Here is a 20,851-nt window from a genome sequence, read left to right as displayed (position 1 = left end):
CAGGGAGCCACAATGCCAAAAATCCGTCTCACAGGACTAGCCTTCGTCGCCGTGTTCGCCGGCTCGGTCGCTGCAGGAGCTGCCCTGACTGCGCAAGAGAGTGCACAAGAAAGTGATACCGCGGCGACGTCAGGCAAAACTGATCCTCTGTCTGACTTTTCGGATATTCAGCGCGAGCGTGAGGCGCAAGATCAGTCACGAGAACAGGGCGGCGAGGCTGACACAGACTTCGCAACCCCCGCTCCGCCTCCGGATGCAGAGCTGGATGAAGAAACTCAATCCGCGCTGGACATGATCGCGGCTGTTATCGAGCAGCTTGATCCTGAGGCCAAGCGCCAAGGCAACGGCTGGGAACTCACCGTTGATGAGGTGCAATTGCTGGTTGTGACGGACACATCGGCTGGCCGCATGCGCATTTTGACGCCGATCGCGCCTTCGGAAGATTTGCCGCAGGAGGCTCTGCTGCGGTTGATGCAGGCCAATTTCGACACAGCGCTTGATGCTCGATACGCGATTGGCCAAAATCTGGTGTGGGGCACCTTCATTCATTCGCTTCCGTCGCTCAGCTCGCGTGAATTTGCCTCTGGTCTACTTCAGACGAAGTCTCTTCGCGATACTTTTGGAACGACCTTTTCGAGCGGTATTTTGAGCTATGGAGGAGGCGACAGCAACGCAATCATTACCGACCAGCTTGAGGAGTTGCTGAAAGAGCTGGAGCGCGGCGAAGAAATCTGATTGGCGCATCATGGCAGCGCAAAAAGCGGCGAAGAAGATCGCTTATGCCACGCCGGAGAATTGTCACGAAGCGGTCGTAAATTTCCTTACTCGACATTAATATATTCAACTTAAGGCATTTTCCTAGCGAATAGGGACGCAAGGAATGCTCAAAAAAGCTCAGAGATTGAGCGCGGAGACTGCTTCTGCGGTTAGCGAGATCTACCGCCCTATTACAAGGGGGTATTTTGCGGTCCTGGCTGCATATTACTTCCTGATGCTGCAAGCCAATTATGCGACAATGAGCGGTTGGGGAATGATAGCCCTGACAGGGCTAGCCGCGCTTGCCTCTGGCATGTCTGCATTTGGTGTTTGGTATATGCGCGGGCCTGCGTCGGCGCTGCGTGTTGAGCTTTTACTGCTCACGGTTAATCTGTTGGTTGTGGCAAATATTTGTGCCACTCTTGCGCTTCTATTCAGTCCATCAAAGCTGATCTATTTCATTATCGTCATCATGCTTTTTGCGCTTTCTAGCGCCAGCTTCCGGCAGTCTGTCGTAGCGATTGCTGTCGCAGCAATAGCTCTTCTCAGTTTTTTCCCGCGACTGGATGGCGCGGCACTTTCTGTGTTTGGCTTTATTGCATTTGGCGCGACAATGGCCGCACTCTCGATCTCATTCTACCTGCGTAAAGCGATCAGCAATATCGCGGAAGCGAAGATAGAAACCGAAGAGAAATTGGCTGACGCGCGCGTTGTGGCTGAGGATATGCGCGCGAAATCACTGTCTGACAGTTTGACGTCGCTGCCCAACCGTCGCGGTTTCTTTCAGGCCTTACGCGGTGCAGTGCGGCGGGCGGCCCACAGCCAAGATGCAGATGCGCCTTCAGAGAACGTCTGGCTGATCCTGCTTGACCTTGATGGCTTCAAGGCGGTCAATGATGTGCACGGCCATTTAACTGGCGATCATTTACTTAAGGAGGTCGCAGGTCGATTGGAACTGTTCGCGGCAAATGAGATGCACGTGAGCCGCATGGGCGGCGATGAGTTCAATTTGATCCTGACGAGCGCTGAAAGCGAGCAAGAAGTAAGCGCACGGTGCAACCAGCTCGTCGCCCAGCTGGCTGAACCCTATGAAATCGAAGGGCGTTTTGTAAAAATCTCTTGCTCGATTGGTTGCAAGATGATGGATCTGAGTAAGAGCACCCGTTCTCAGATCAGCCATGCTGACTATGCCTTGATGGTGGCAAAGCGCAAAGGCAAGAACCAGGCCGTGCTGTTCACTGACGTACATGCCCAGCAAGCCGGCGCGCGATATGAGATCGAGGAAGCTCTGCGCATTGCCGATCTGTCCCGCGAGATCACGCTCGTCTTTCAACCGCAATTTGATCTTGAGACTAATATGGTGCAGCGCGCCGAGGTGCTGGCAAGGTGGACCAGCCCGTCGGTGGGGGCAATCGAGCCGCACCGCTTCATCAAGATTGCTGAGGAAAGCGGCCTGATCACTGGCATTACTCTGGTGGTGGTAGAGAAAGCTCTGCGTGAGCTGAGCTCTTGGCCCGAGCCGATCCCTTTATCGATCAACCTTTCGAGTTATGATCTCATTTCTGATCCGACCTTGGAAGAGATCCTCGCCTTGTTCAAAACCTTTAAAGTCGATCCAGCCTTGGTCGAATTCGAAGTGACTGAAACAGCCATGATGGCTGACTTTGAAAAAGCGACCAAGAACTTGGAATGGCTTGCAGAGCTCGGCTTTTCGGTCGCCTTGGATGACTTTGGAACAGGCTATTCAAACTTCAGCTATTTGCGCGCTTTGCCGATTAAGAAGCTGAAAGTGGACAAGTCTTTCATCGAAAACCCATCCGATCCGATGACGGAGAAAGTGCTTTCATCGCTATCAGGCATGGCGCGCGTGCTCGGTGTCCATTGTCTGCTCGAAGGGGTAGAGAGCGAGGTTGATCTGCTGATGGCGAAACGTGCCGGTGCAGAATCTGTACAGGGATATCTTTTTGGCAAGCCAATGTCGGGAAAGGCCTTGCTGAAGGTGACGGCTGAGGCCGCTGACCAAGCGAAGCAATCAAAATCAGGGGCACAGACGCAAAAGTCAGCCGCTTGATCTATTGGCGTCCCGGTACATAGAGCGCCGACCTTCGCATAGCCTATGCCATCAACTCACGCACAAAGGGGATAAGCCCGGTCTGGCGCGTGCGTTTCCTGCGTTCCGAATGCAGGATCTCGCGGATCTTGGCAAAGCACGCATCGAGATCATCATTGATCACGACGTAGTCATACTCGGCCCAATGGCTGATCTCGCCTTTGGCGCGCTCCATCCGGTCGTCAATTACATCACCGCTATCCGTGGCACGGCTTTCCAGGCGGTGGCGTAGTTCTTCGAGGCTTGGCGGAAGGATAAACACGCTCACGACATCCTGCTGATCCTTCTGATAAAGCTGCTGCGTGCCTTGCCAGTCGATATCGAACAGGAAATCCTGCCCGTCTTTGAGCGCCTTGCGGATGGCGCCTTTGGGCGTGCCATAGCGATGGTTGAAGACGTGAGCCCACTCGTAGAAATCGTCTTCTTCGATCATCCGATCAAATTCTGCATCATCGACGAAATAGTAATGCACGCCGTCTTTCTCGCCGGGGCGGGGCGGGCGTGTGGTTGCTGAGACGGACAGTTTGATCGCCTCATCCGCATCAAGCAGCATGCGCGACATGGTCGTCTTACCCGCACCTGATGGCGAGGAGAGGATAAACAGCAACCCGCGCCGTGAAAGATCGGGCGGGGAGAGGCTGGGCTCGGTGGGCGGGTTGTTATCGGCCATGGGTGCTGTTGGCCTAGAGCCCTCTTCGAAATCAAGGCCTAAACGGGAATTCTCAAGAAAAACGGTGAAGGCGGCTGGTTAGAGCTTACTCTTTTTGGCGGCAGCTTTGGTCGCGCGTTTGGCTTCTTTTTCAGCCTCTTTAGCAAGGCGAGCCCGGCGTTTTTCACTGCGATCAAATAGCGCCTTTGCAACCAGTCCGCCGCCCACCAAAATTGCCCCAGGGACAGAGCGCGTTGCGAGCCGGGTTATGCCGTAGGCCGCAACTGCGTTTACAGCTGAGCGGTCTTCAATGGCTTCTTTGGCAAGCCTCTGGGTAAGACGACTACCAAGAAAGGCCTTCTCAGCGGCGCGGCGAGCGAAAAACGTGGCGCCGCGCATCACGGCATCATTTGAGAGTAGGCTCGTTTCTGGCGGCGCTGCTATTGTTTCGCCGTGCTTACCGTCTTGCTCGGCTGTAACGTCTAGGTCAGCAGCATGCGGTGTCTCTGATTTTTTGCTCTTCGCCATATTCACTGTCCGACGCTAATCGTGGCGGCTAGCGCTATTTTTTGCGGCCAAAATCCACGGTGACGACATTCGAGCCATCATCAGTGCCAGTCGTATCCGCTTCGTCCTGGCCTGGTTGGTCATTCTCAGGGCTTTCCGTCGTTGCGGGCCCCATGTCGGCGGCCGTCGCCTGAAACTGCAGGCCAAAATCTACGGCAGGGTCAACGAATTGCGTAATCGCCGCATAAGGCACAACCAAATCGGCCGGGATCTGGTTGAAGCTCAAACCAACGCTGAACTGTTCTTCTTCGACTTTGAGATCCCAGAATTTATTCTGCAACACGATCGTCATTTCATCGGGAAACCGCTCCCGCAACGACGGGGGAACAGACACGCCGGGGGCATGGGTTTTGAACGTGATATAGAAATGATGATTGCCGGGAAGCTCGCTCCCTGAGGCTTGTATCTCGCCAAGAACCCGCCCAACCACGGCGCGCAAAGCTTCTTGCACGATGGAATCGTAAGGAATCAGGCTATCGGGGGTCTCTTCGCTCATAGCGTGTTCCTAGGTGACGTGCGCATGAGCAAGGGTCAACCATATTCATACAATCGATTGGCTTGCTTGAGGGCGAGCTTCCCCTATATCCGCGCGGATGAGACAGGCCTCTATAGAGCGTAAGACCGCAGAAACCGGCATTGAGATTAGCGTAAATCTCGATGGCACCGGCGCGTATGAGATTTCCACAGGGATCGGGTTCCTCGATCATATGGTAGAGCAGTTTTCCAAACACTCGCTCATCGATGTGTCTATGAAAATCGATGGCGACCTGCATGTGGATCAGCATCATACGACTGAGGACAGTGCGCTGGCGCTTGGGCAGGCATTGTCAGAGGCGCTGGGCGATAAGGGAGGGATCACCCGCTATGGCAGCGCGTATTCGCCGATGGACGAGACGCTCGCGCGAGTATCGCTGGATATCTCTGGGCGGCCTTATCTGGTGTGGAAGGCTGGGTTCACGCAGGAAAAGCTCGGCGAATGGGATACGGAGCTGATTGAGCATTGGTTCCATTCGGTCTCGCAGACCGCTGGCATTACGCTGCATTGCGAGTTGCTGTACGGCAGCAACAATCACCATATTTGCGAGGCGATGTATAAGGGCTTTGCCCGCGCTATGCGCCAGGCGGTTGAGATTGACCCGCGCAAAGGCGGCGCGATCCCGAGCACTAAGGGGCAACTAGGTGGGTGATAAGGGGTGTCCGGCTGCGCAGCAGCCGCAAGGGCGACTGCCCGCCCGCAGCGACGCGATCTTTGATCGCATGAGCGAGGAAATCGCGCGCCCGGAGGGGCGTGCGGAGACAAAAAATGGCTGAGATAATAGCCCTGGTCGATTACGGCGCGGGCAATCTGCATTCGGTAGAGAACGCCTTGAAAGCTGTCGGCGCGAATGTGAGCGTGACTGCTGATCCTGATGTGCTGCGCGCAGCAGACCGGATTGTGCTGCCCGGTGTTGGCTCGTTCAAGGCCTGCGCTGAGGGACTTGCTGCGATTGACGGCGCGATTGAAGCAATGTCGGAGCGGGTGCATGTTGGCGGCGCGCCATTCCTTGGGATATGTGTGGGTATGCAGCTGCTTGCGACCCGCGGACTGGAGCATGGCACCACGCCTGGGCTCGGTTGGATTGATGGCGAAGTGCGCTTGATCGATCCGGTCGATGCGAGCGTTAAAGTGCCGCATATGGGCTGGAACGACGTCGCTCTGCTGCCGCATGCTCGCGAACATGCGGTGATCGAGGAGGGCGAAGCTTACTTCCTCCACTCCTATCATTTCCATGCCGAAAGCCCCACTGATGTGCTCGCGATGACAGATCATGGCGGCGGGCTTGTGGCGGCTGTCGGACGCGACAATATTGTCGGCTTGCAGTTTCATCCTGAGAAGAGCCAGCAGTATGGGCTTGAGCTGCTGGAAAGGTTCCTCGCATGGCGGCCTTAGATTTCCGAGAACTAGAAGCTGGTCGCGCCAGCGACCGCAAGGGCGACCGCCCACCCGCAGCGACGCGGCCTTCAGGCCGCATGAGCGAGGATATCGCGCGCCGGATGGCGTGCGGAATACTAAGGAATAAGCCTTGATTATCTTTCCCGCAATCGACCTGAAAGCTGGCCAAGTCGTCCGTCTCGCGGAAGGCGATATGGACCGCGCAACCGTTTATGGCGATGACCCGGCGGCACAGGCCATGCTCTTTGCCGAGGCCGGCGCGCAGCATCTGCATGTGGTCGATCTGGACGGCAGCTTTGCTGGCCGTACTGAGAACCGCGAGGCCGTGGAGGCGATTGTTAAAGCGTTCCCCGGTCATGTGCAGCTGGGCGGCGGTATCCGCGATGCGGCAGGCGTGGAGGGCTGGTTCAACCTCGGCGTCTCGCGTGTTGTCATGGGATCAGCCGCGCTGAAAAACCCCGAATTCGTCAAGGAGATGGCTCGCGAATGGGAAAACGGCATTGTTGTCGCGGTGGACGCGAAAGACGGCATGGTCGCGACCGAGGGCTGGGCGGAGGTTTCTGACGTTCCGGTGGAGGACCTTGCTCGCCGCTTCGAGGATGCAGGTGTCGCCAGCCTGCTCTTCACCGACATTGGCCGCGATGGTTTGCTAAAGGGCGCAAATATCGACGCGACGCTCGATCTCGCGCGCCGCGTCGATATTCCTGTGATTGCCAGCGGAGGCGTAAAGGGACTGGATGATATTCATGTACTTTCCCTTCACGCGCATGAGGGCATCGAGGGTGTGATCACGGGCCGTGCGCTTTACGAAGGTCGGTTGGATCTTGCTGCGGCTATCGCGATGGGAGCGCGAACATGACGGTAAGAGTGCGCGTCATTCCCTGTCTCGACGTGGCCGATGGCCGCGTTGTCAAAGGCGTCAATTTTGTCGATTTGAAAGATGCGGGCGATCCAGTTGAGCAGGCGCAGGCTTATGACGCGGCGGGCGCTGACGAGCTGTGTTTCCTCGATATCTCCGCGAGCCACGAAGGGCGCGGGACGCTGCTCGACATTGTCCAGCGCACGGCAGCAGTGTGTTTCATGCCGCTTACTGTGGGCGGCGGAGTGCGCAGCGTAGAGGATGCCCGCGCGTTGCTCCTTGCGGGCGCAGACAAGGTCGCGATTAACAGCGCGGCGGTGAAGCGCCCCGAGCTCGTCGCAGAGATCGCCGCGAAATTCGGCAGCCAATGCGTTGTCGCCAGCATTGATGCGCGGCGCGTCGACGGCGGTAAGTGGGAAATCTTTACCCATGGCGGCCGCAAGCCGACCGGAATTGATGCGGTGGAATATGCCCGCAAAGTCGCAGAACTCGGCGCTGGCGAGTTGCTCGTCACCTCGATGGACGGGGACGGAACGCAGGCTGGCTATGATCTGAAACTGACCCGTACAATCGCCGATGCGGTGGGAATTCCGGTGGTCGCCAGCGGCGGCGTTGGCAACCTCGAGCATCTGGTCGAGGGTGTCACGGAAGGCCACGCCAGCGCCGTGCTCGCCGCCTCGATTTTTCACTTCGGACAGCATACTATTGCCGAGGCGCATGATGCTCTTCGCGCGGCTGGCTTGCCTGCCCGCGGCGTCTAAGCCTCGCACCGCCCTTGCTCAGGCTCGGGCTTTGAACGAAAAGGACTTTCATGGAAACGCTTGCTCGCCTCGAACAGACGATCATGTCGCGCCGCTCGGCCCCGCCGGAGGAAAGCTATGTCGCGCTCCTTAATAGCAAGGGCATAGAAGTCGTCGCGCAAAAGCTGGGCGAGGAAGCGACCGAAGCGGTGATCGCGGCAGTCACGGGCAATCGCGAAGAGCTGATCGCGGAAAGCGCCGATGTGCTTTTCCACCTGATCGTGCTGCTCAATGCGAGTGATCTGACGCTGGCGGATGTGATGGCTGAGCTCGACCGGCGCGAGGGTGTTTCGGGGATAGACGAGAAGGCGAGCCGGAATTCTGCTAGGAGCGAATAATGCCGATTGACGCGACGCAACCCTATGATGATCAGAACATCTTTGCGAAGATCCTGCGCGGTGAAATCCCCTCGACCAAAGTCTATGAGGACCAGTGGGCTTACGCGTTTGAGGACATTAACCCTCAGGCTGAAGTCCATACGCTGGTGATCCCCAAGGGGCACTATGTCAGCTGGGATGATTTTTCGGCTAAAGCCAGTGATGCCGAGATTGGCGGCTTTGTGCGGGCAGTTGGCGAAGTTGCGCGGGCCAAGGGATTGGTTGAACCGGGATATCGCCTGCTTGCCAATATTGGTCAGCATGGCGGGCAAGAAGTCCCGCATTTGCATGTTCACATCTGTGGCGGCCAGCCGCTCGGTCCGATGATCGCGCGGTAATTTTGTTTTCCGCAGCACCTCCGTGCTGCGATTTCCTCGCTCTCACGACCTGAAGGTCGCGTCGCTGCGGGCGGGCAGTCGCCCTTGCGAACCCTGTCGGGTTTGTTTTGATCCACTCTTCACTCCATTCGTCGATGGAGGGATTCGCTTTGTCTACAGACCAGCTTTGCGCGCTAGGCAGTGCGAATCCGCTAGTCTAAGGGTAGTCATATGAAGATGCCTGCATTTCCCGACGGCGTGATTGACGGCACGCGGCATCTTTATGGTGTGCGTGTCTATTACGAAGACACTGATTTGTCAGGAATAACCTATCACGCGAATTATCTGCGCTGGTTTGAGCGCGCCAGGTCTGACTTGCTGCGCCTTCTTGAGATTGATCAGCGCGCCGCGATTGAGGCGGGCGAGGGCGCTTATGCGGTGTCCGAAATGAACATCAAATATTTGCGGCCCGCCAAGCTTGATGATGATGTGCTTATTGAGACGCGCTGCACGCAAATGCGCGCGGCCAGTTGCCGAATGCATCAGATCGCTCGGCGCGGCGATGAGGTGCTTTGTGAGGCGAGCTTGCGCGTCGGATTTGTCGCGCCCGATGGCCGCCCGACGCGGCAACCTGAAAAATGGCGTAACGCTTTTGCGACTGTAACCGAACCAATGGAGACTAGATGACCGCGCTCACCCTTCTCGCAGCCTCTGCGCCTACCCGTCTCGACCCTCTCGAGCTGTTTCTGGATGCCGATATTGTCGTGCAATTGGTTATGGCAGGCCTCATCTTGGCTAGCATTTGGGTCTGGGCGATTATCGTCGGCTTTTCGCTGCGGATGCGCGGGCTCACGAGCAAGACGCAGGAATATGAGGCGGAGTTTTGGCAGGCGGAGAGCTTTGACCGTTTTATGTCTGAGCGCGGTGGTAAGGATTTGCCGCCTGCGCGCGTGGCGAGCTCAGGTGTGGCCGAATGGCGCCGCTCAACCAAAGCCGGCGTGAAAGATCCCGATGGTGTGCGCCAGCGCATTGCCTCCGCGATGGAGGGTCAAGTTGCCGCAGAGGCGGATGACCTAGCGCACAAGCTCAATTTCCTCGCGACGGTTGGCTCGGTTGCGCCATTTGTCGGCCTGTTCGGGACCGTCTGGGGCATCATGAACAGTTTTTTCCAGATTGGCGCGCAGGAAAGCAGCTCGCTTGCAGTTGTCGCGCCGGGCATTTCGGAGGCGCTCTTTGCGACGGCCATTGGCCTGTTTGCCGCTATTCCAGCGGTGATAGCTTACAACCGTTTCAGCCACTCGGTGAACCGCTACGAAGCGCGGCTGCATCGGTTTTCTGACCGGCTCCATGCGAGCTTTAGCCGGCAGCTTGAGAGCGCGGTATGATCTCGATTAGAGCCTTGCCACCCGCGCCCTCCACCCTTCCACCCGGAGCCTGCCCGAGTACCCTCGGGGTGGAAGGGTGGAGGGAGCGGGCGGCTACGGCTAACGCTGGGGAGGAAACCCCATAATGGCTATGGCGCTTGGATCGGGCAAAGGCACTGGGCGCACTCGGCGCGGCGGAAGGCGTGCGCCGATGGCTGAGATCAACGTCACGCCATTTGTCGATGTCATGCTGGTGCTGCTGATCATCTTTATGGTCACGGCCCCACTGCTGACCGCCGGTGTGCCGATTGACCTGCCTGATAGCCGCGCCAATGCCATTGATAACCCGCAGCAATCGGTGACGATCAGTGTTGATGCGGCAGGCAACATCTTCATTGATGATGCACCCGTGGAGGCTGGTAATTTCGCCGCTGCGCTAGAGGCTATGCCGCGCACAGGAGAGGGGCCAGATATCACTTTGCGCGCCGATCGCGGTCTTGATTACGGTAGAGTGATGGCCGTGATGGGTGAGTTGAATAGAGCTGGCCTCAACCGCATTTCACTGCTCACCAACGGTTCATCAGTCGAGCCATAGCGGTTGGATATGGAGCGCGCTTTGGATCATAATCTCCCACGCCGCGAAGACCAGATTGGTCTTGCCGTCGCGATCGGCCTGCATGCCTGCTTGGTGGCACTGTTCCTTTTGCAACCTGGGGGGCGCGCGCCGATTGATCGGCCTGAGCGCATGACTGTCAATCTGGCCGAGGAGATCGGCCTTGAGGCGGCATCGCCAACCCCGGTCGCGGAAAGCCGCGCGGCGGTCGCGCCTGAAATCATCAATGATATCAATCCGACACCGGAGGCGGACAGCCTGCCTGAGCCAGTGCGGGCGCAAGATCCGCCGCCCGTTCGCGACAACAGTCCGCGCCGCCGTCCCGACCAGCGACAGCCCGCACCGCCGCAGGAGACCGAGCGGCGCGGCGGCTCGCGCGTTGGCGACAATTTCCTCGAGGGTGCTGGCGGCAGCACGAATACCACCGAAACGCGCATCCCTGCCTCGCAAATCGGTGCGAGCGCGAAGGCTTCACTGGTGCAAGGCATCGCGCGCGAAATCAAACCGCATTGGACACCGCCAAGCGGTCCCGAAGTAGACAAGATTGTCACATTCCTGCGCTGGCGCCTGAACCCGGATGGCAGTCTTTCGGGACGCCCCCAAGTGGTTCGGCAGACCGGCGTCAATGCTACCAATCGCGCGCAAGCCGCTCGCCATGGTGAACAGGCTGTGCGTGCAGTACAATTGGCTGCTCCTTTTGATTTGCCGGAGCAGTATTACGAAGCCTGGAAACGGGTTGGACCGTTCAGTTTTGACTGGAAGTTAGCTCAATGAGACGCACATTTACATCTGCATTCGCCGCTTTGTTCCTGATTGCTTCGCCGCTCGCCGCGCAAGACGCGAACGAGGATTTGGGCGCAGCTCTGCCTGAAGGCGGCGAGCTTGAAGCCGTTGATGAAGATGAGGCGGGCGGTCTGACCGGCTCGGTTAGCTTTGAGGGCAATCTCGACGATCTCGGTATCGCGATCCCTTCCTTTGCCACCAATCGCAACGCTCAGACCCCTGCCAATCGCAGCGGGACCTCCGCGCTGGGCACAGAGCTCGCGCGGGTCATCACCAACAATCTGCGAAATAACGGGTTGTTCAAGCCTGCCGGGCCGGATTCGCTTCCACGGCCAGAGCTTGCGCAAATCCGCGCGCCAGCATGGGCAACATGGTCCAATCGCGGCGCAGAAATGCTCGTCCATGGCTATGTAAATGCAGAATCCGATGGGCGGCTTGCCGTTGGCTGCTATCTTTATGACACCGCGCTTCAGCAACAGATCGAGAGCGGCGGATGGCGTGTGCCGCCCTCCGACTGGCGGCGCGCTGCGCATAAATGTTCCGATATGGTCTATCAGCGCCTGACCGGAGAGAGCCCGTTTTTCGATAGCCGCATCGCGTACATCGCCGAGACTGGACCGAAAGATAACCGGGTCAAGCGGCTCGCGATCATGGACAGTGACGGGGCGAACCACCGCTTTATCACAACGGGCCGCGCGACGGCGCTGACCCCGCGTTATTCGCCGGACTACAAGAAGCTAGTCTATCTTAGCTATGTCGATGGCAACCCGCGCATCTATGTCTATGATATCGGAACTGGGCGGCAAACGCTGATTACGGAAAGTAGCAATCCGACCTTTGCGCCGCGCTGGAGCCCTGATGGCAACTCAATTCTCTATTCCATGGCCGTGGGCGGCAATACTGACATTTACCGTGTTTCCGCGCGCGGTGGGCGCAGCACGCGGCTCACCGATACGCCGGGCATCGACATCGGTGGGTCCTACTCGCCCGATGGTAGCCGGATTGTCTTTGAAAGCGACCGCTCAGGCTCTCAGCAGTGCTATGTGATGAGCGCGGATGGCTCCAACCAGCGCCGGATCAGCTTTTCGGGTGGGCGCTGCGCAACGCCGGAATGGAGCCCGCGCGGCGATCAGATCGCGTTCACACGCATCGCCGGTGATTTCAACGTTGCTGTCATGACGCCATCTGGGCGTAATGTTCGCGCGCTAACTCGCGGTTGGCAGGACGAAGCGCCGACTTGGGCACCCAATGGCCGCATTGTTCAGTTCTTCCGTACGGAGCGGAATTCAGGTAACTCTTCTTTGTGGCAGGTCGATCTGACCGGCGACAATGAGCGCCGCCTGCGCACACCGGTTGATGCATCAGACCCTGCATGGGGACCAATCCTGCCGTAAAATTCGGTACCACAAGTTCACTCGCCTTTGAGGGGAAGGCAATCGGGGCAAACCATGTTTCTGGAAAGGAACGACAGTTATGAATACTAAAATTGCCACATCCGCCGTGCTTGTCAGCGCGCTTACATTGGGTGCTTGTCAACGTCAGGCACCTGAGGAGCTACCGCCACCACCAGCGCCAACGACGCAGACACCTGAGGCGGCCCCTCCAGTATCGACTGCGCCCGGTGTCGGCACGCAGCAACACTTTGCGAACGCTATCGGCGCGCAGAACACTGTCGTCTATTTCGATACTGACCGGTTCAACATTGACAGCGAAGATGCCGCGCGCCTGCAAACACAGGCGCAGTATTTTGGCCAGTATCCAAACCTCAATTTCACCATCGAAGGCCATACGGATGAGCGCGGCACACGCGATTACAACCTTGCGCTCGGCGAGCGCCGGGCCAATGCGGCGAAGAACTATCTGGTTTCCATCGGCATCCCGGCAAACCGTATCCGCACGGTGAGCTATGGTAAGGAGCGCCCGGTCGCGCTGGCGTCCAATGCAGATGCTTGGGCGCAAAACCGGCGCGCTGCGACTATCGTCATCAATTAGTGTTATCTGATTTGTTTCCCGTCCTCGCGCATGTGCCGTCACGGGCTGCGCGGGGCGGGTGCACGCCGTTAGATTAGCGCGGCAGGTTGATTGCCGGCGCGACCAGAACTGGCGCACCCAGCTGCTCTGGCGCTGAACCGCTCATGTTTGCGGTCAGTACAAATAGGCTCATCGTCATAATTGCCGCTGCTGCGGAGAGTGTCAGTTGATTGCTCATAGTCTCGCTTTTCGCGGCCTCCGTTACATAACAAATATGAACCATTCGTTGCATTGCAACATTTCACAATGAAACTTGTTCCTTCGGCTGGCATATTTCGCCAGTATCTCTAGGCTATATCGGATGTTTGCGAGCCAATCCGTTTTGAAACCGCGCCCATCCACGGCAAGACGCAGCGATGCCTAAGGCGCGTAGGTCCAATGATTGGGGCTTCCCCCGCTGGCGCGGTTATGAGGAATCGCGGGAGGCCGCGACTGTGCGCCTATGTGACCGCCATGGCTGCGAAGAGAAGGGCGATTGCCCCGCGCCAAAGTCGCCCAACAATCCTGATCGCTGGTATTTCTGTCAGAAGCACGCGGCCGAATACAATCAAAAGTGGGATTACTTCGAAGGGCTCGACAAGGCTGAGAAGGCAAAGCGTGCTAAGGATGAGCAACGCGATAATTCTGGTTACGCCGAGGCTTCGCACTATGGCTGGTCAGGCAGCGGTGATGGCTCTCGCAGCCCAGATGAGATGCGTGCTTTGGAGGTCTTCGAGCTTGATGCGGACGCGGATTTCACAGCGATCAAGAGGGCTTGGCGCGAGAAGGCTAAGTTGGTTCACCCCGATGTGAAGCCGGGTGATGTGGAGGCTGCGGCAGAATTTCAGAAGCTTCAGCTGGCCTATGAAGTCCTGAAAATGGGGGAAGAACGCCGTGAGTGGAAGGGCTGAGATACTCAATCTGTATCAAAAAGGGACAGCTATCGGCCTGCGCACGGATAGATCGTTAACCGTGTTGACGGTCCTCCAGTACGCGCGTAGCACGCAGATATTCGTTAATTAAGAACGTTTGAGGGTCGCGCTCAAAACTCAGATTCAAGCTCAGTTCGCTTGTTGAAAGGAATGTTTATGCGCAATTCTATCAAGTATCTCGCTCTCGCTAGCGCAGCTGCGGTGTTGTTACCGAGCGCTGCATCTGCTGCTGAGGTTATCGCCTCGCTACCAGATTTCGACGGACCCGAGAACAATAGTGGCAGTGCGTTCCCAATTGATTTGGGTACTATCGGCACATTCAACTACTCGATTGATCCTACTGCAGTCATCACTGGGGCTTTCTTCGAGGGCACTTTTGGTACTCAAGCAGCGCCTTCAAGCACGGCGGCTTTTGATGCGACCCTTGACGGATCGCAATTTACTGTATGCCCGGTGGGTGATCCAGGATGCTTCGTCGTGGGGGATCCGTTCCGTTCTTTCTCGATCGCACTCGATAGCTCGACCTATGCCGACCTGCTCGACGGCACGGTTGACCTTGGCATCATCCAAACCAGCAATACGTTCGTGCGTCTTGGTTCGCCAACATTGCGTATTCAGTTTGACACTTCCGGCGCGGTCCCAGAGCCATCAACATGGGCATTGCTGATCCTTGGTTTTGGCGCGATTGGGGCATTCATGCGCCGCCGCGAAAAGGTAACAACACGGCTCAGCTACAGCTAAAGAAGTTGCCTTTGGTGTTTAGGAGGAGCCGGCCGCAGGGCCGGCTCTTTTGCTTTGCGACAGCGGCGGAAGCGCGAGACGTACCTATTACTGATGGCGCGAGTTCAAAATGCGCCTAAGGAATGCGAGATTAAGCAGCTGTAAATGCTGCTAAAGCTCACGATTCGCGATTGTGGATAAAGTTTGGTAAAACTTCCTTAGGGTCGATTCGCTTAGGGTGCGAACCGAATCAAGCGAAGGGGTTGAATCGTGGAGAGCCGAATCCGGCCTTCAGCATCGGAAATTGGCGCGTGTCTTGCCCATGCAAGGCGCACTGCTGAGATGAGCATTGCCGACGTGGCATCGCTCACCAAGATCTCGACTCGCTATCTTATCGCAATTGAGCAGGAAGACTTTGCCAGGCTGCCAAGCCGCGTGCATTGCATTGGTTTCGTCAGTGCCTTTGCTAAGGCTGTGCGGGCTGACGCGAACAGCTTGACCGAAGATCTGAAGTGCAAGCTTGATCACCTCGAGCTTCCCTGTGCCTCGCGCAAGCCAGCGGGTATGCCTCCCAAGGAAGCAATCAGTCCTTTTTCACGCTTTGTACGCAAGACTGTGGCAACACTTAACGCTTAGGCTTGGTGTCGATCGCCGACGCTGGATTGTCATTCCACCACGGCACATCGGTCCAGGGCCGAGCATCCACTTCATGCGTCCAGCAATTCTTGGGTTGCTGTGAGAGATGCCAATAAGTGTCTGCCAGTGCTCCTGGATCAATCACTCCTTCTTCGCCTTTTGATGCTTTATAGGCCTCGAATTTATCGCCCAGCAGCTTGCCCAGCGTGTCAGGCGCATCGACCGATCCATCAACTACCACATGCGCAACGTGAATGCCTTGCGGGCCGAATTCTGCATTGAGCGTTTGGCATAGCATTCGCCGCCCGCCCATCGCGGCGGCATGGCTGTGCTGGCCCGCATTGCCGCGCACTGCTGCGGTGGCGGAAGTTACTAACAGCGAGCCTTGCCCGCGCTCGACCATTGCGGGAAGCATCGCATGCGCTAGCCGGAAGAGGCCGAAGCACCCCAGACGCCACCCAAGCTCAAAGGTACGGTGCGGTGTATCGTGCAGCGTCCGATTGCCGATCTGCGCACCGAGATTATAGAGCGCGGTGTCAATCGGGCCGATGTCGGTCTCAATCCGCTCGACAAGTTCCTCAATCGTGCCGTCTTCGCTCGCGTTTAGTAGCGAACCGGTGGCCGAACCGCCTGCATCCTCTATCTGTGCGACGAGGCGAGCGAGGCCTTGCTCATCGCTACGCCGTGCGAGCACTGCGTGATACCCCTCAGCTGCAAAGCGAGCGGCGGCGTGTCCGCCAATCCCTGCCCCTGCGCCAATGACTAGGAATACTCTCTTGCGCTCGCTCATACTTTCTCTCCCGAATTATGTGCGGTCGGTGATAGCACGCGCAAGGCGGGTGCCAAGCTCCGGTCCTTGCTGGGGATAGAGATAGGGTTCGATGAGTTCCGCTTCCATTACTGCGAGCGTTCCAGACGGAAGTCGGACCATGTCAATCCTCGCGTACAGCAGATCTTCAAAGGGCAGGGCGTCGACCACGCTTTGCGCTGCCGTGAGGTCTTCGGACGAGGGGGTATAGCCCTCCTCCGTACCGCCATAGAGCGACTGAATCCGGTATTCGCCCTTGGCTGCGCGTTTGCGCACACCGTGTGAGAACTCTCCATCGATGAAGACGAAAGTGAACTCGCCTTCCTCACCGATTGAGGGAAGAAATGGTTGAATCATGCTTGCATGACCCATTGACCAATTGTCTGGCGGAGGAGCGTCGCGTGTGAAGCTATGCTGGCCCATGCCACCGGCGCCAACCTGGCGTTTCACTACGACTTGGTCAGTTGCGAAATGATCGAACCCCGCGAGCACTTCGGACTGGCCGACATCACCATGCCACAGGGTTGGGATAGTCGGTAAGCCTGCTTCACCCAGTTCGCGCAGATAGCCTTTGTCGAGGTTCCAGCGCACGATGCTCGAAGAGTTACAGACAGTTATGCCATATTCCTCGAGTTCCTTGAGCCGCGCGAGGAATGCCGCTGCATGGTCTTGATAGTCCCACGCAGTGCCTAATAGCGCCAACTCGATGCCGTCGAAGTCACCCAGCGGCGCGTGCCAATCAAGCTCGACCAATTCTAACCCTGCCGCAGCAAAAGCCGGACGCAGGGCGCTCACTTGCAAGTCATGCTCAAACGCATCGCCGCGCCGCTCCTCTGCGCCGCCAAGCGCAGCCGGCAGCGTTTCCTGACACGCGAGAAAGGCGACATTCCTTGTTGGGATCAAACCGCCTCCAATGCCTGATCGAAGTCAGCGATCAGATCATCTGCGTCCTCAATTCCAATGCTGATGCGCACCAGATTGTCGGCGATGCCCAACTCTGCGCGGCGTCCCTCAGGCACAGAAAGGTGAGTCATGCTGGCCGGGTGACTGGCGAGTGTTTCGGTCCCGCCCAGGCTGACAGCAAGCTTTGCGATGGTAAGATTGTCCAGGAAACGGAAGCACTCCGCTTCGCCGCCTTTGATGAAGACGGAGAACGTGCTGCCCGCCCCCTTGCAGTGACGGTCATAAATATCCTGCTGGCGGGCATCGGTGATCATCCCGAGATAGCCGAGACCTTCTACCTTAAGATGCTGGGCGAGGAATTCGCACACCTTTGCGGCGTTTTGCCCAGCGCGGTCCATCCGGAGCTCGACTGTTTCGAGGCTCCGCAAGAGCATCCATGCCGTGTTCGGATCGGCAATGCCGCCCATCGTGTTGCGAAGCGCGCGCACCGGATCCATCCACTTTTTTGCGCCGGATACTGAGCCTGCGACAAGGTCAGAATGCCCGCCGACATATTTGGTTAGCGAATAGCAGACAATGTCTGCGCCTTGATCAAGCGGGCGTTGCCACAGCGGGCCGAGGAAAGTGTTGTCGATTGCAATGGGCGGGCCATCTTCGCCAAACGCGGCGTTACGGGCATCGCGAACCGCCTCAACATCGACCAGCGCATTGGTCGGATTACCAGGACTTTCGAGATAGACCATGCAGACTTTGCCGCCTTGTGCTTTTGCCTGCGCATCGGCTCTAGCCATAACCGCGTCCAGTTCTTCGCGGGTCGCGCCAGCGGGGAAATCGACATATGTCACGCCGAACTTGCTCATCACCTTGGCGACAAAGCCCTCGCTCGCTGCATAAAGCGGGCCGGAATGCACAATCACGTCGCCTTGCGCCGCGTATGCCAGCATCAATACGGTGATCGCAGTCATCCCGCTGGAGAAGGACAGTGCGTCTTCAGCGCCGTCCCAAATCGCCAGGCGGTCTTCGAGGATTTCCTGATTCGGCCCGTTAAAGCGCGAATAGACGAGGCCTTCTGCGCCGCCGGGGCGCTTGCCAGTGATGCCTTCGAAATGGCGCTTACCCGCCGCAGCGTTCTCAAACGCAAATGTGGAGGTGAGGAAAATCGGCGGTTTGAGACTACCTTCTGATAAGACCGGATCAAAGCCGTGCCCCATCATCAGCGTGCTGGGCTTTAGCTCGCGCCCGGCGATGGTGGTCTTTTCTGGCTTGGGTTTGCGGCGCGGGGTCGGTTTGTCAGTGGAATCAATAGCGTCGGTCATGCGAGCGCTCCTTGCTAATCACGCTCCTAGGAAGGCAGGAGCTGACTAGATTCTGGCAAGGCCCCCGTTCCTAACCTCCGCAGGAACGCCTCTCCACCACCAGAAAATCGTTACGTGTGTAATTATCTCGGTGTGTTTTGGAGTGCAAGAGACCTAGGTGAGTTTTGAGCTCTCGATTTATGTGTCTAGCCACTCGCGCCCTCCATCCTTACGCCCGGATCGTTGGCCGGTAGGCTCCGTGTGGTGTGGCCGCTTTAAGAAAGGCTGGCCAAGCCCCAGACCATTGCCACGATCAGGAAAATACCGATCAGATCCAGAACTACGCCTGCGCGCACCAGGCGTGAGATTTTGAGCCGTCCTGTCGACCATGCAATTGCATTCGGTCCAGTACCCGCCGGCAAAACAAATCCCCAGCTTGCCGCAAGTGCAGCAGGCATTGCGAGCAATATGGCCTGTTCGCCGAGCCCCATTGCCGCCGCAAGGCTTGCTACGACCGGTATGATTGCAGTTGCCGTTGCGACATTGCTGGCGAACTCTGTGATCAGCACGACCATCGCCACAATCGCGAGCGCGATGACGAATAGTGGGAGTACTTCAAGCGGGAGCAGCGCATTGCCGAGCCATTCGGCCAGACCACTGGCGCTCATGCCAGCGGCCAAAGCAAGCCCGCCGCCAAACATCATGATGACGCCCCATGGCGCCCGGTCGGCTTCCTGCCAAACGAGCAAAGGCCGCCCCGTGCCATCGGGCAGGAGGAACAATGCGAGGCTGGCGATGATCGCGATTGTCCCATCGGTCCAGCTGCCTTCCGGTAGATAGGGAGAAAGCCACAGCCGCGTCATCCACGCAAAGAATGTTAGTGCGACAATGATCAGCAAGCGCTTCTCGGCAATACCCATTGGAGTGGTGTCGTGAATTGCCTCGCTGGCGCCTGCGACATCGAAGGGGTGGCTCGCGATCCCTTGCACTCGCGCTATGATGAGTGCGGCAATGGGAATACCGACGATAACGATCGGCAGGCCGTAGAACATCCACTGAGCAAAACTGATCTGCAATCCGATCATCGTGTCAAGCAGGCCGACTGCGATGGCATTAGTGGGCGACCCCACAAGCGTGCCAAGCCCGCCAATGCTGGCCGCAAATGCGATACCCATCGGAAGTGCGCCTGATAGGCCCTCGAAGTTCTCGTCAGAGGAGCCGCCGCCAGCCAAAACAGCCAGAGCCATCGGCATCATAATGAGGGCTGTTGAGGTGTTTGAGATCAGCATTGAGAGGATCGCTGCGCTCACCATAAAAGCAATCAATAAGCCCATCGAATTGGCGCGGCTGCCAAGCGCTTTGAGGATTGTCAGTGCCAAGCGGCGATGTAGCCCGGTGCGTTCAATCGCCAGCGCGATGAATGCCCCGCCCAACAGCAAAAACAGGATGGGTGAGTAGTAGGCGCTCGCCGTATCGCGGGCGTTCATGACCCCGGCAAAGGGGAGCACGATGAACGGCATCAGCGCGGTAGCGGTGAGCGGGATCGCCTCGGTCATCCACCATGCGGCCATCAGCACAACGAGGCCAGCCACAATTAGACCTTCGCGTGAGAGATCTTGCGGGGGCGGAGCGAAAATGGATGCTGCGAGCGCGAGAGCGCCGACCACCAGACCAATCAGCCGTACAGAAGTATTGCCGGTGTCGGCATCTCTAGCATCGGTGGCGGGCGCGCCAGTCATGTTACGAGCGCGCCAAAAAAGCTAAGAAATCCAAGGTTCAACTGGTCCCCCAAGCACCAAAGCGATGTACTGCGCCTTACTTCGGCGCGAGCACCATCAGCATTTGGCGCCCTTCGAGGCGGGGGAATGCTTCTACCTTGGCGATTTCTTCAACATCATCGCGCACGCGGTTGAGCAAATTCATACCCAGCTCCTGGTGCGCCATCTCGCGCCCGCGAAAACGTAGGGTTATCTTCACCTTGTCGCCGTTCTCAATGAACTTATTCACATTGCGCATCTTCACATCATAGTCATGTGTGTCGATGTTCGGACGCATTTTGACCTCTTTGATGTCCTGGGTCTTCTGCGTCTTGCGAGCGAGGTTGGCTTTTTTCTGAGCCTCATAGCGGTGTTTGCCCACATCGAGAAATTTGCACACCGGCGGGTCCGCATTGGGGGATACCTCAACGAGGTTCAAGCCAACCGCATTGGCCTGCTCGACAGCTTCGTTGGTGAACATAGTGCCCAGGTTCTCGCCGTTCTCATCAATGACGCGAACTTTGGGGGCTTCGATAAATTGGTCGTAGCGCGGGCCGCTCTTACGTGGCGGCTGCATGGAACGACGTGGTGGACGGGCTATGGGGCTTTCTCCTGCTGTTATTCGGGTATTGTTCGGATTCTTGGGGCGAGATAGGCGCTAC

The 20,851-nt window shown here is 57.6% G+C and carries 27 protein-coding genes; 18 read left to right on the top strand and 9 right to left on the bottom strand.

The window, feature by feature from the left end:
• The first annotated feature begins 12 nt into the window (after positions 1-12).
• On the top strand, positions 13-735 hold the full coding sequence (locus ACFCXQ_RS14150; protein ID WP_379551679.1) for a hypothetical protein: 723 nt from the start codon (positions 13-15) through the stop codon (positions 733-735).
• 145 nt (positions 736-880) lie between these two features.
• A complete protein-coding gene (locus ACFCXQ_RS14145; protein WP_379551677.1) occupies positions 881-2,827 on the top strand; it encodes a putative bifunctional diguanylate cyclase/phosphodiesterase in 1,947 nt (648 codons plus the stop codon).
• Between the two features lie 43 nt (positions 2,828-2,870).
• Here ACFCXQ_RS14145 and gmk read toward each other — a convergent pair whose 3' ends face one another.
• The 3 genes from gmk to ACFCXQ_RS14130 all read right to left on the bottom strand — a co-directional run bounded on the left by gmk (position 2,871) and on the right by ACFCXQ_RS14130 (position 4,578).
• Entirely contained in the window at positions 2,871-3,536 is a 666-nt protein-coding gene (gene gmk, locus ACFCXQ_RS14140; RefSeq protein ID WP_379551675.1) for a guanylate kinase, read from the bottom strand.
• A gap of 78 nt (positions 3,537-3,614) precedes the next feature.
• On the bottom strand, positions 3,615-4,043 hold the full coding sequence (locus tag ACFCXQ_RS14135) for a hypothetical protein (RefSeq protein ID WP_379551673.1): 429 nt from the start codon (positions 4,041-4,043) through the stop codon (positions 3,615-3,617).
• Positions 4,044-4,077: 34 nt separating this feature from the next.
• Positions 4,078-4,578, bottom strand: a complete 501-nt coding sequence (locus tag ACFCXQ_RS14130; protein ID WP_379551671.1) for an SspB family protein — start codon at positions 4,576-4,578, stop codon at positions 4,078-4,080.
• Positions 4,579-4,675: 97 nt separating this feature from the next.
• Between ACFCXQ_RS14130 and hisB the strand changes: the two genes are divergently transcribed.
• The 13 genes from hisB (at position 4,676) to pal (ending at position 13,120) form a co-directional block, all read left to right on the top strand.
• Complete coding sequence (gene hisB, locus ACFCXQ_RS14125) at positions 4,676-5,269, top strand: imidazoleglycerol-phosphate dehydratase HisB (RefSeq protein WP_379551670.1); 594 nt, start codon at positions 4,676-4,678, stop codon at positions 5,267-5,269.
• Complete coding sequence (locus ACFCXQ_RS14120) at positions 5,262-5,393, top strand: hypothetical protein (protein WP_379551668.1); 132 nt, start codon at positions 5,262-5,264, stop codon at positions 5,391-5,393. The genes hisB and ACFCXQ_RS14120 overlap by 8 nt, the downstream gene beginning before the upstream one ends.
• The gene (hisH, locus tag ACFCXQ_RS14115) at positions 5,386-6,012 is read left to right on the top strand and encodes an imidazole glycerol phosphate synthase subunit HisH (RefSeq protein WP_379551666.1); all 627 of its coding nucleotides are present in this window, start codon (positions 5,386-5,388) and stop codon (positions 6,010-6,012) included. The genes ACFCXQ_RS14120 and hisH overlap by 8 nt, the downstream gene beginning before the upstream one ends.
• Before the next feature lie 133 nt (positions 6,013-6,145).
• Positions 6,146-6,874, top strand: coding sequence for a 1-(5-phosphoribosyl)-5-[(5-phosphoribosylamino)methylideneamino]imidazole-4-carboxamide isomerase (gene hisA / locus ACFCXQ_RS14110; protein ID WP_379551664.1), 729 nt, complete (start codon positions 6,146-6,148; stop codon positions 6,872-6,874).
• Positions 6,871-7,635: an imidazole glycerol phosphate synthase subunit HisF gene (gene hisF, locus ACFCXQ_RS14105; RefSeq protein ID WP_379551662.1), complete on the top strand. Its 765-nt coding sequence runs from the start codon at positions 6,871-6,873 to the stop codon at positions 7,633-7,635. Before hisA ends, hisF begins: the two co-directional genes overlap by 4 nt.
• Before the next feature lie 50 nt (positions 7,636-7,685).
• Positions 7,686-8,012 (top strand): phosphoribosyl-ATP diphosphatase, encoded by a 327-nt coding sequence (locus ACFCXQ_RS14100; protein WP_379551661.1) that lies wholly within the window; start codon positions 7,686-7,688, stop codon positions 8,010-8,012.
• Positions 8,012-8,389, top strand: coding sequence for a histidine triad nucleotide-binding protein (locus ACFCXQ_RS14095; protein ID WP_379551659.1), 378 nt, complete (start codon positions 8,012-8,014; stop codon positions 8,387-8,389). The genes ACFCXQ_RS14100 and ACFCXQ_RS14095 overlap by 1 nt, the downstream gene beginning before the upstream one ends.
• Positions 8,390-8,599: 210 nt before the next feature.
• Positions 8,600-9,055 carry a YbgC/FadM family acyl-CoA thioesterase gene (locus ACFCXQ_RS14090; RefSeq protein ID WP_379551657.1) on the top strand — a complete coding sequence of 152 codons (456 nt, stop codon included), beginning with the start codon at positions 8,600-8,602 and terminating at the stop codon, positions 9,053-9,055.
• Positions 9,052-9,753, top strand: a complete 702-nt coding sequence (gene tolQ, locus ACFCXQ_RS14085) for a protein TolQ (protein ID WP_379551655.1) — start codon at positions 9,052-9,054, stop codon at positions 9,751-9,753. The genes ACFCXQ_RS14090 and tolQ overlap by 4 nt, the downstream gene beginning before the upstream one ends.
• A gap of 124 nt (positions 9,754-9,877) precedes the next feature.
• On the top strand, positions 9,878-10,327 hold the full coding sequence (locus tag ACFCXQ_RS14080) for an ExbD/TolR family protein (protein ID WP_379551653.1): 450 nt from the start codon (positions 9,878-9,880) through the stop codon (positions 10,325-10,327).
• Between the two features lie 21 nt (positions 10,328-10,348).
• Positions 10,349-11,119, top strand: a complete 771-nt coding sequence (locus ACFCXQ_RS14075) for an energy transducer TonB (RefSeq protein WP_379551651.1) — start codon at positions 10,349-10,351, stop codon at positions 11,117-11,119.
• Positions 11,116-12,522, top strand: coding sequence for a Tol-Pal system beta propeller repeat protein TolB (gene tolB, locus ACFCXQ_RS14070; protein WP_379551649.1), 1,407 nt, complete (start codon positions 11,116-11,118; stop codon positions 12,520-12,522). Before ACFCXQ_RS14075 ends, tolB begins: the two co-directional genes overlap by 4 nt.
• A gap of 79 nt (positions 12,523-12,601) precedes the next feature.
• Positions 12,602-13,120 (top strand): peptidoglycan-associated lipoprotein Pal, encoded by a 519-nt coding sequence (gene pal / locus ACFCXQ_RS14065; RefSeq protein WP_379551647.1) that lies wholly within the window; start codon positions 12,602-12,604, stop codon positions 13,118-13,120.
• A gap of 73 nt (positions 13,121-13,193) precedes the next feature.
• Here pal and ACFCXQ_RS14060 read toward each other — a convergent pair whose 3' ends face one another.
• Positions 13,194-13,337: a hypothetical protein gene (locus tag ACFCXQ_RS14060; RefSeq protein WP_379551645.1), complete on the bottom strand. Its 144-nt coding sequence runs from the start codon at positions 13,335-13,337 to the stop codon at positions 13,194-13,196.
• A 178-nt stretch (positions 13,338-13,515) separates the two neighbouring features.
• On the opposite strand from ACFCXQ_RS14060, the gene ACFCXQ_RS14055 reads away from it, so the two are divergent.
• The 3 genes from ACFCXQ_RS14055 (at position 13,516) to ACFCXQ_RS14045 (ending at position 15,426) form a co-directional block, all read left to right on the top strand.
• On the top strand, positions 13,516-14,049 hold the full coding sequence (locus ACFCXQ_RS14055; protein WP_379551643.1) for a J domain-containing protein: 534 nt from the start codon (positions 13,516-13,518) through the stop codon (positions 14,047-14,049).
• A gap of 177 nt (positions 14,050-14,226) precedes the next feature.
• Positions 14,227-14,811, top strand: coding sequence for a PEPxxWA-CTERM sorting domain-containing protein (locus ACFCXQ_RS14050; protein WP_379551641.1), 585 nt, complete (start codon positions 14,227-14,229; stop codon positions 14,809-14,811).
• 249 nt (positions 14,812-15,060) lie between these two features.
• Positions 15,061-15,426: a helix-turn-helix domain-containing protein gene (locus tag ACFCXQ_RS14045; RefSeq protein ID WP_379551639.1), complete on the top strand. Its 366-nt coding sequence runs from the start codon at positions 15,061-15,063 to the stop codon at positions 15,424-15,426.
• Here ACFCXQ_RS14045 and ACFCXQ_RS14040 read toward each other — a convergent pair.
• The 5 genes from ACFCXQ_RS14040 to infC form a co-directional block, all read right to left on the bottom strand.
• Positions 15,416-16,216: an SDR family NAD(P)-dependent oxidoreductase gene (locus ACFCXQ_RS14040; RefSeq protein ID WP_379551637.1), complete on the bottom strand. Its 801-nt coding sequence runs from the start codon at positions 16,214-16,216 to the stop codon at positions 15,416-15,418. The genes ACFCXQ_RS14045 and ACFCXQ_RS14040 overlap by 11 nt on opposite strands.
• 15 nt (positions 16,217-16,231) lie before the next feature.
• Positions 16,232-17,137, bottom strand: a complete 906-nt coding sequence (locus ACFCXQ_RS14035; RefSeq protein WP_379551635.1) for an ATP-grasp domain-containing protein — start codon at positions 17,135-17,137, stop codon at positions 16,232-16,234.
• Complete coding sequence (locus ACFCXQ_RS14030) at positions 17,134-18,453, bottom strand: cystathionine gamma-synthase family protein (protein ID WP_379551633.1); 1,320 nt, start codon at positions 18,451-18,453, stop codon at positions 17,134-17,136. The genes ACFCXQ_RS14035 and ACFCXQ_RS14030 overlap by 4 nt, the downstream gene beginning before the upstream one ends.
• 254 nt (positions 18,454-18,707) lie before the next feature.
• Positions 18,708-20,171, bottom strand: coding sequence for an SLC13 family permease (locus tag ACFCXQ_RS14025; protein WP_379551631.1), 1,464 nt, complete (start codon positions 20,169-20,171; stop codon positions 18,708-18,710).
• A gap of 76 nt (positions 20,172-20,247) precedes the next feature.
• A complete protein-coding gene (gene infC, locus ACFCXQ_RS14020) occupies positions 20,248-20,766 on the bottom strand; it encodes a translation initiation factor IF-3 (RefSeq protein ID WP_379551629.1) in 519 nt (172 codons plus the stop codon).
• Positions 20,767-20,851 lie beyond the last annotated feature (85 nt).

Source organism: Qipengyuania rhodophyticola, from assembly GCF_042493225.1.
In the GTDB taxonomy this organism is placed as follows: domain Bacteria; phylum Pseudomonadota; class Alphaproteobacteria; order Sphingomonadales; family Sphingomonadaceae; genus Erythrobacter.
Note: the sequence above shows the minus strand (reverse complement) of the source record. Positions and strands in the feature narration are given on the sequence as shown.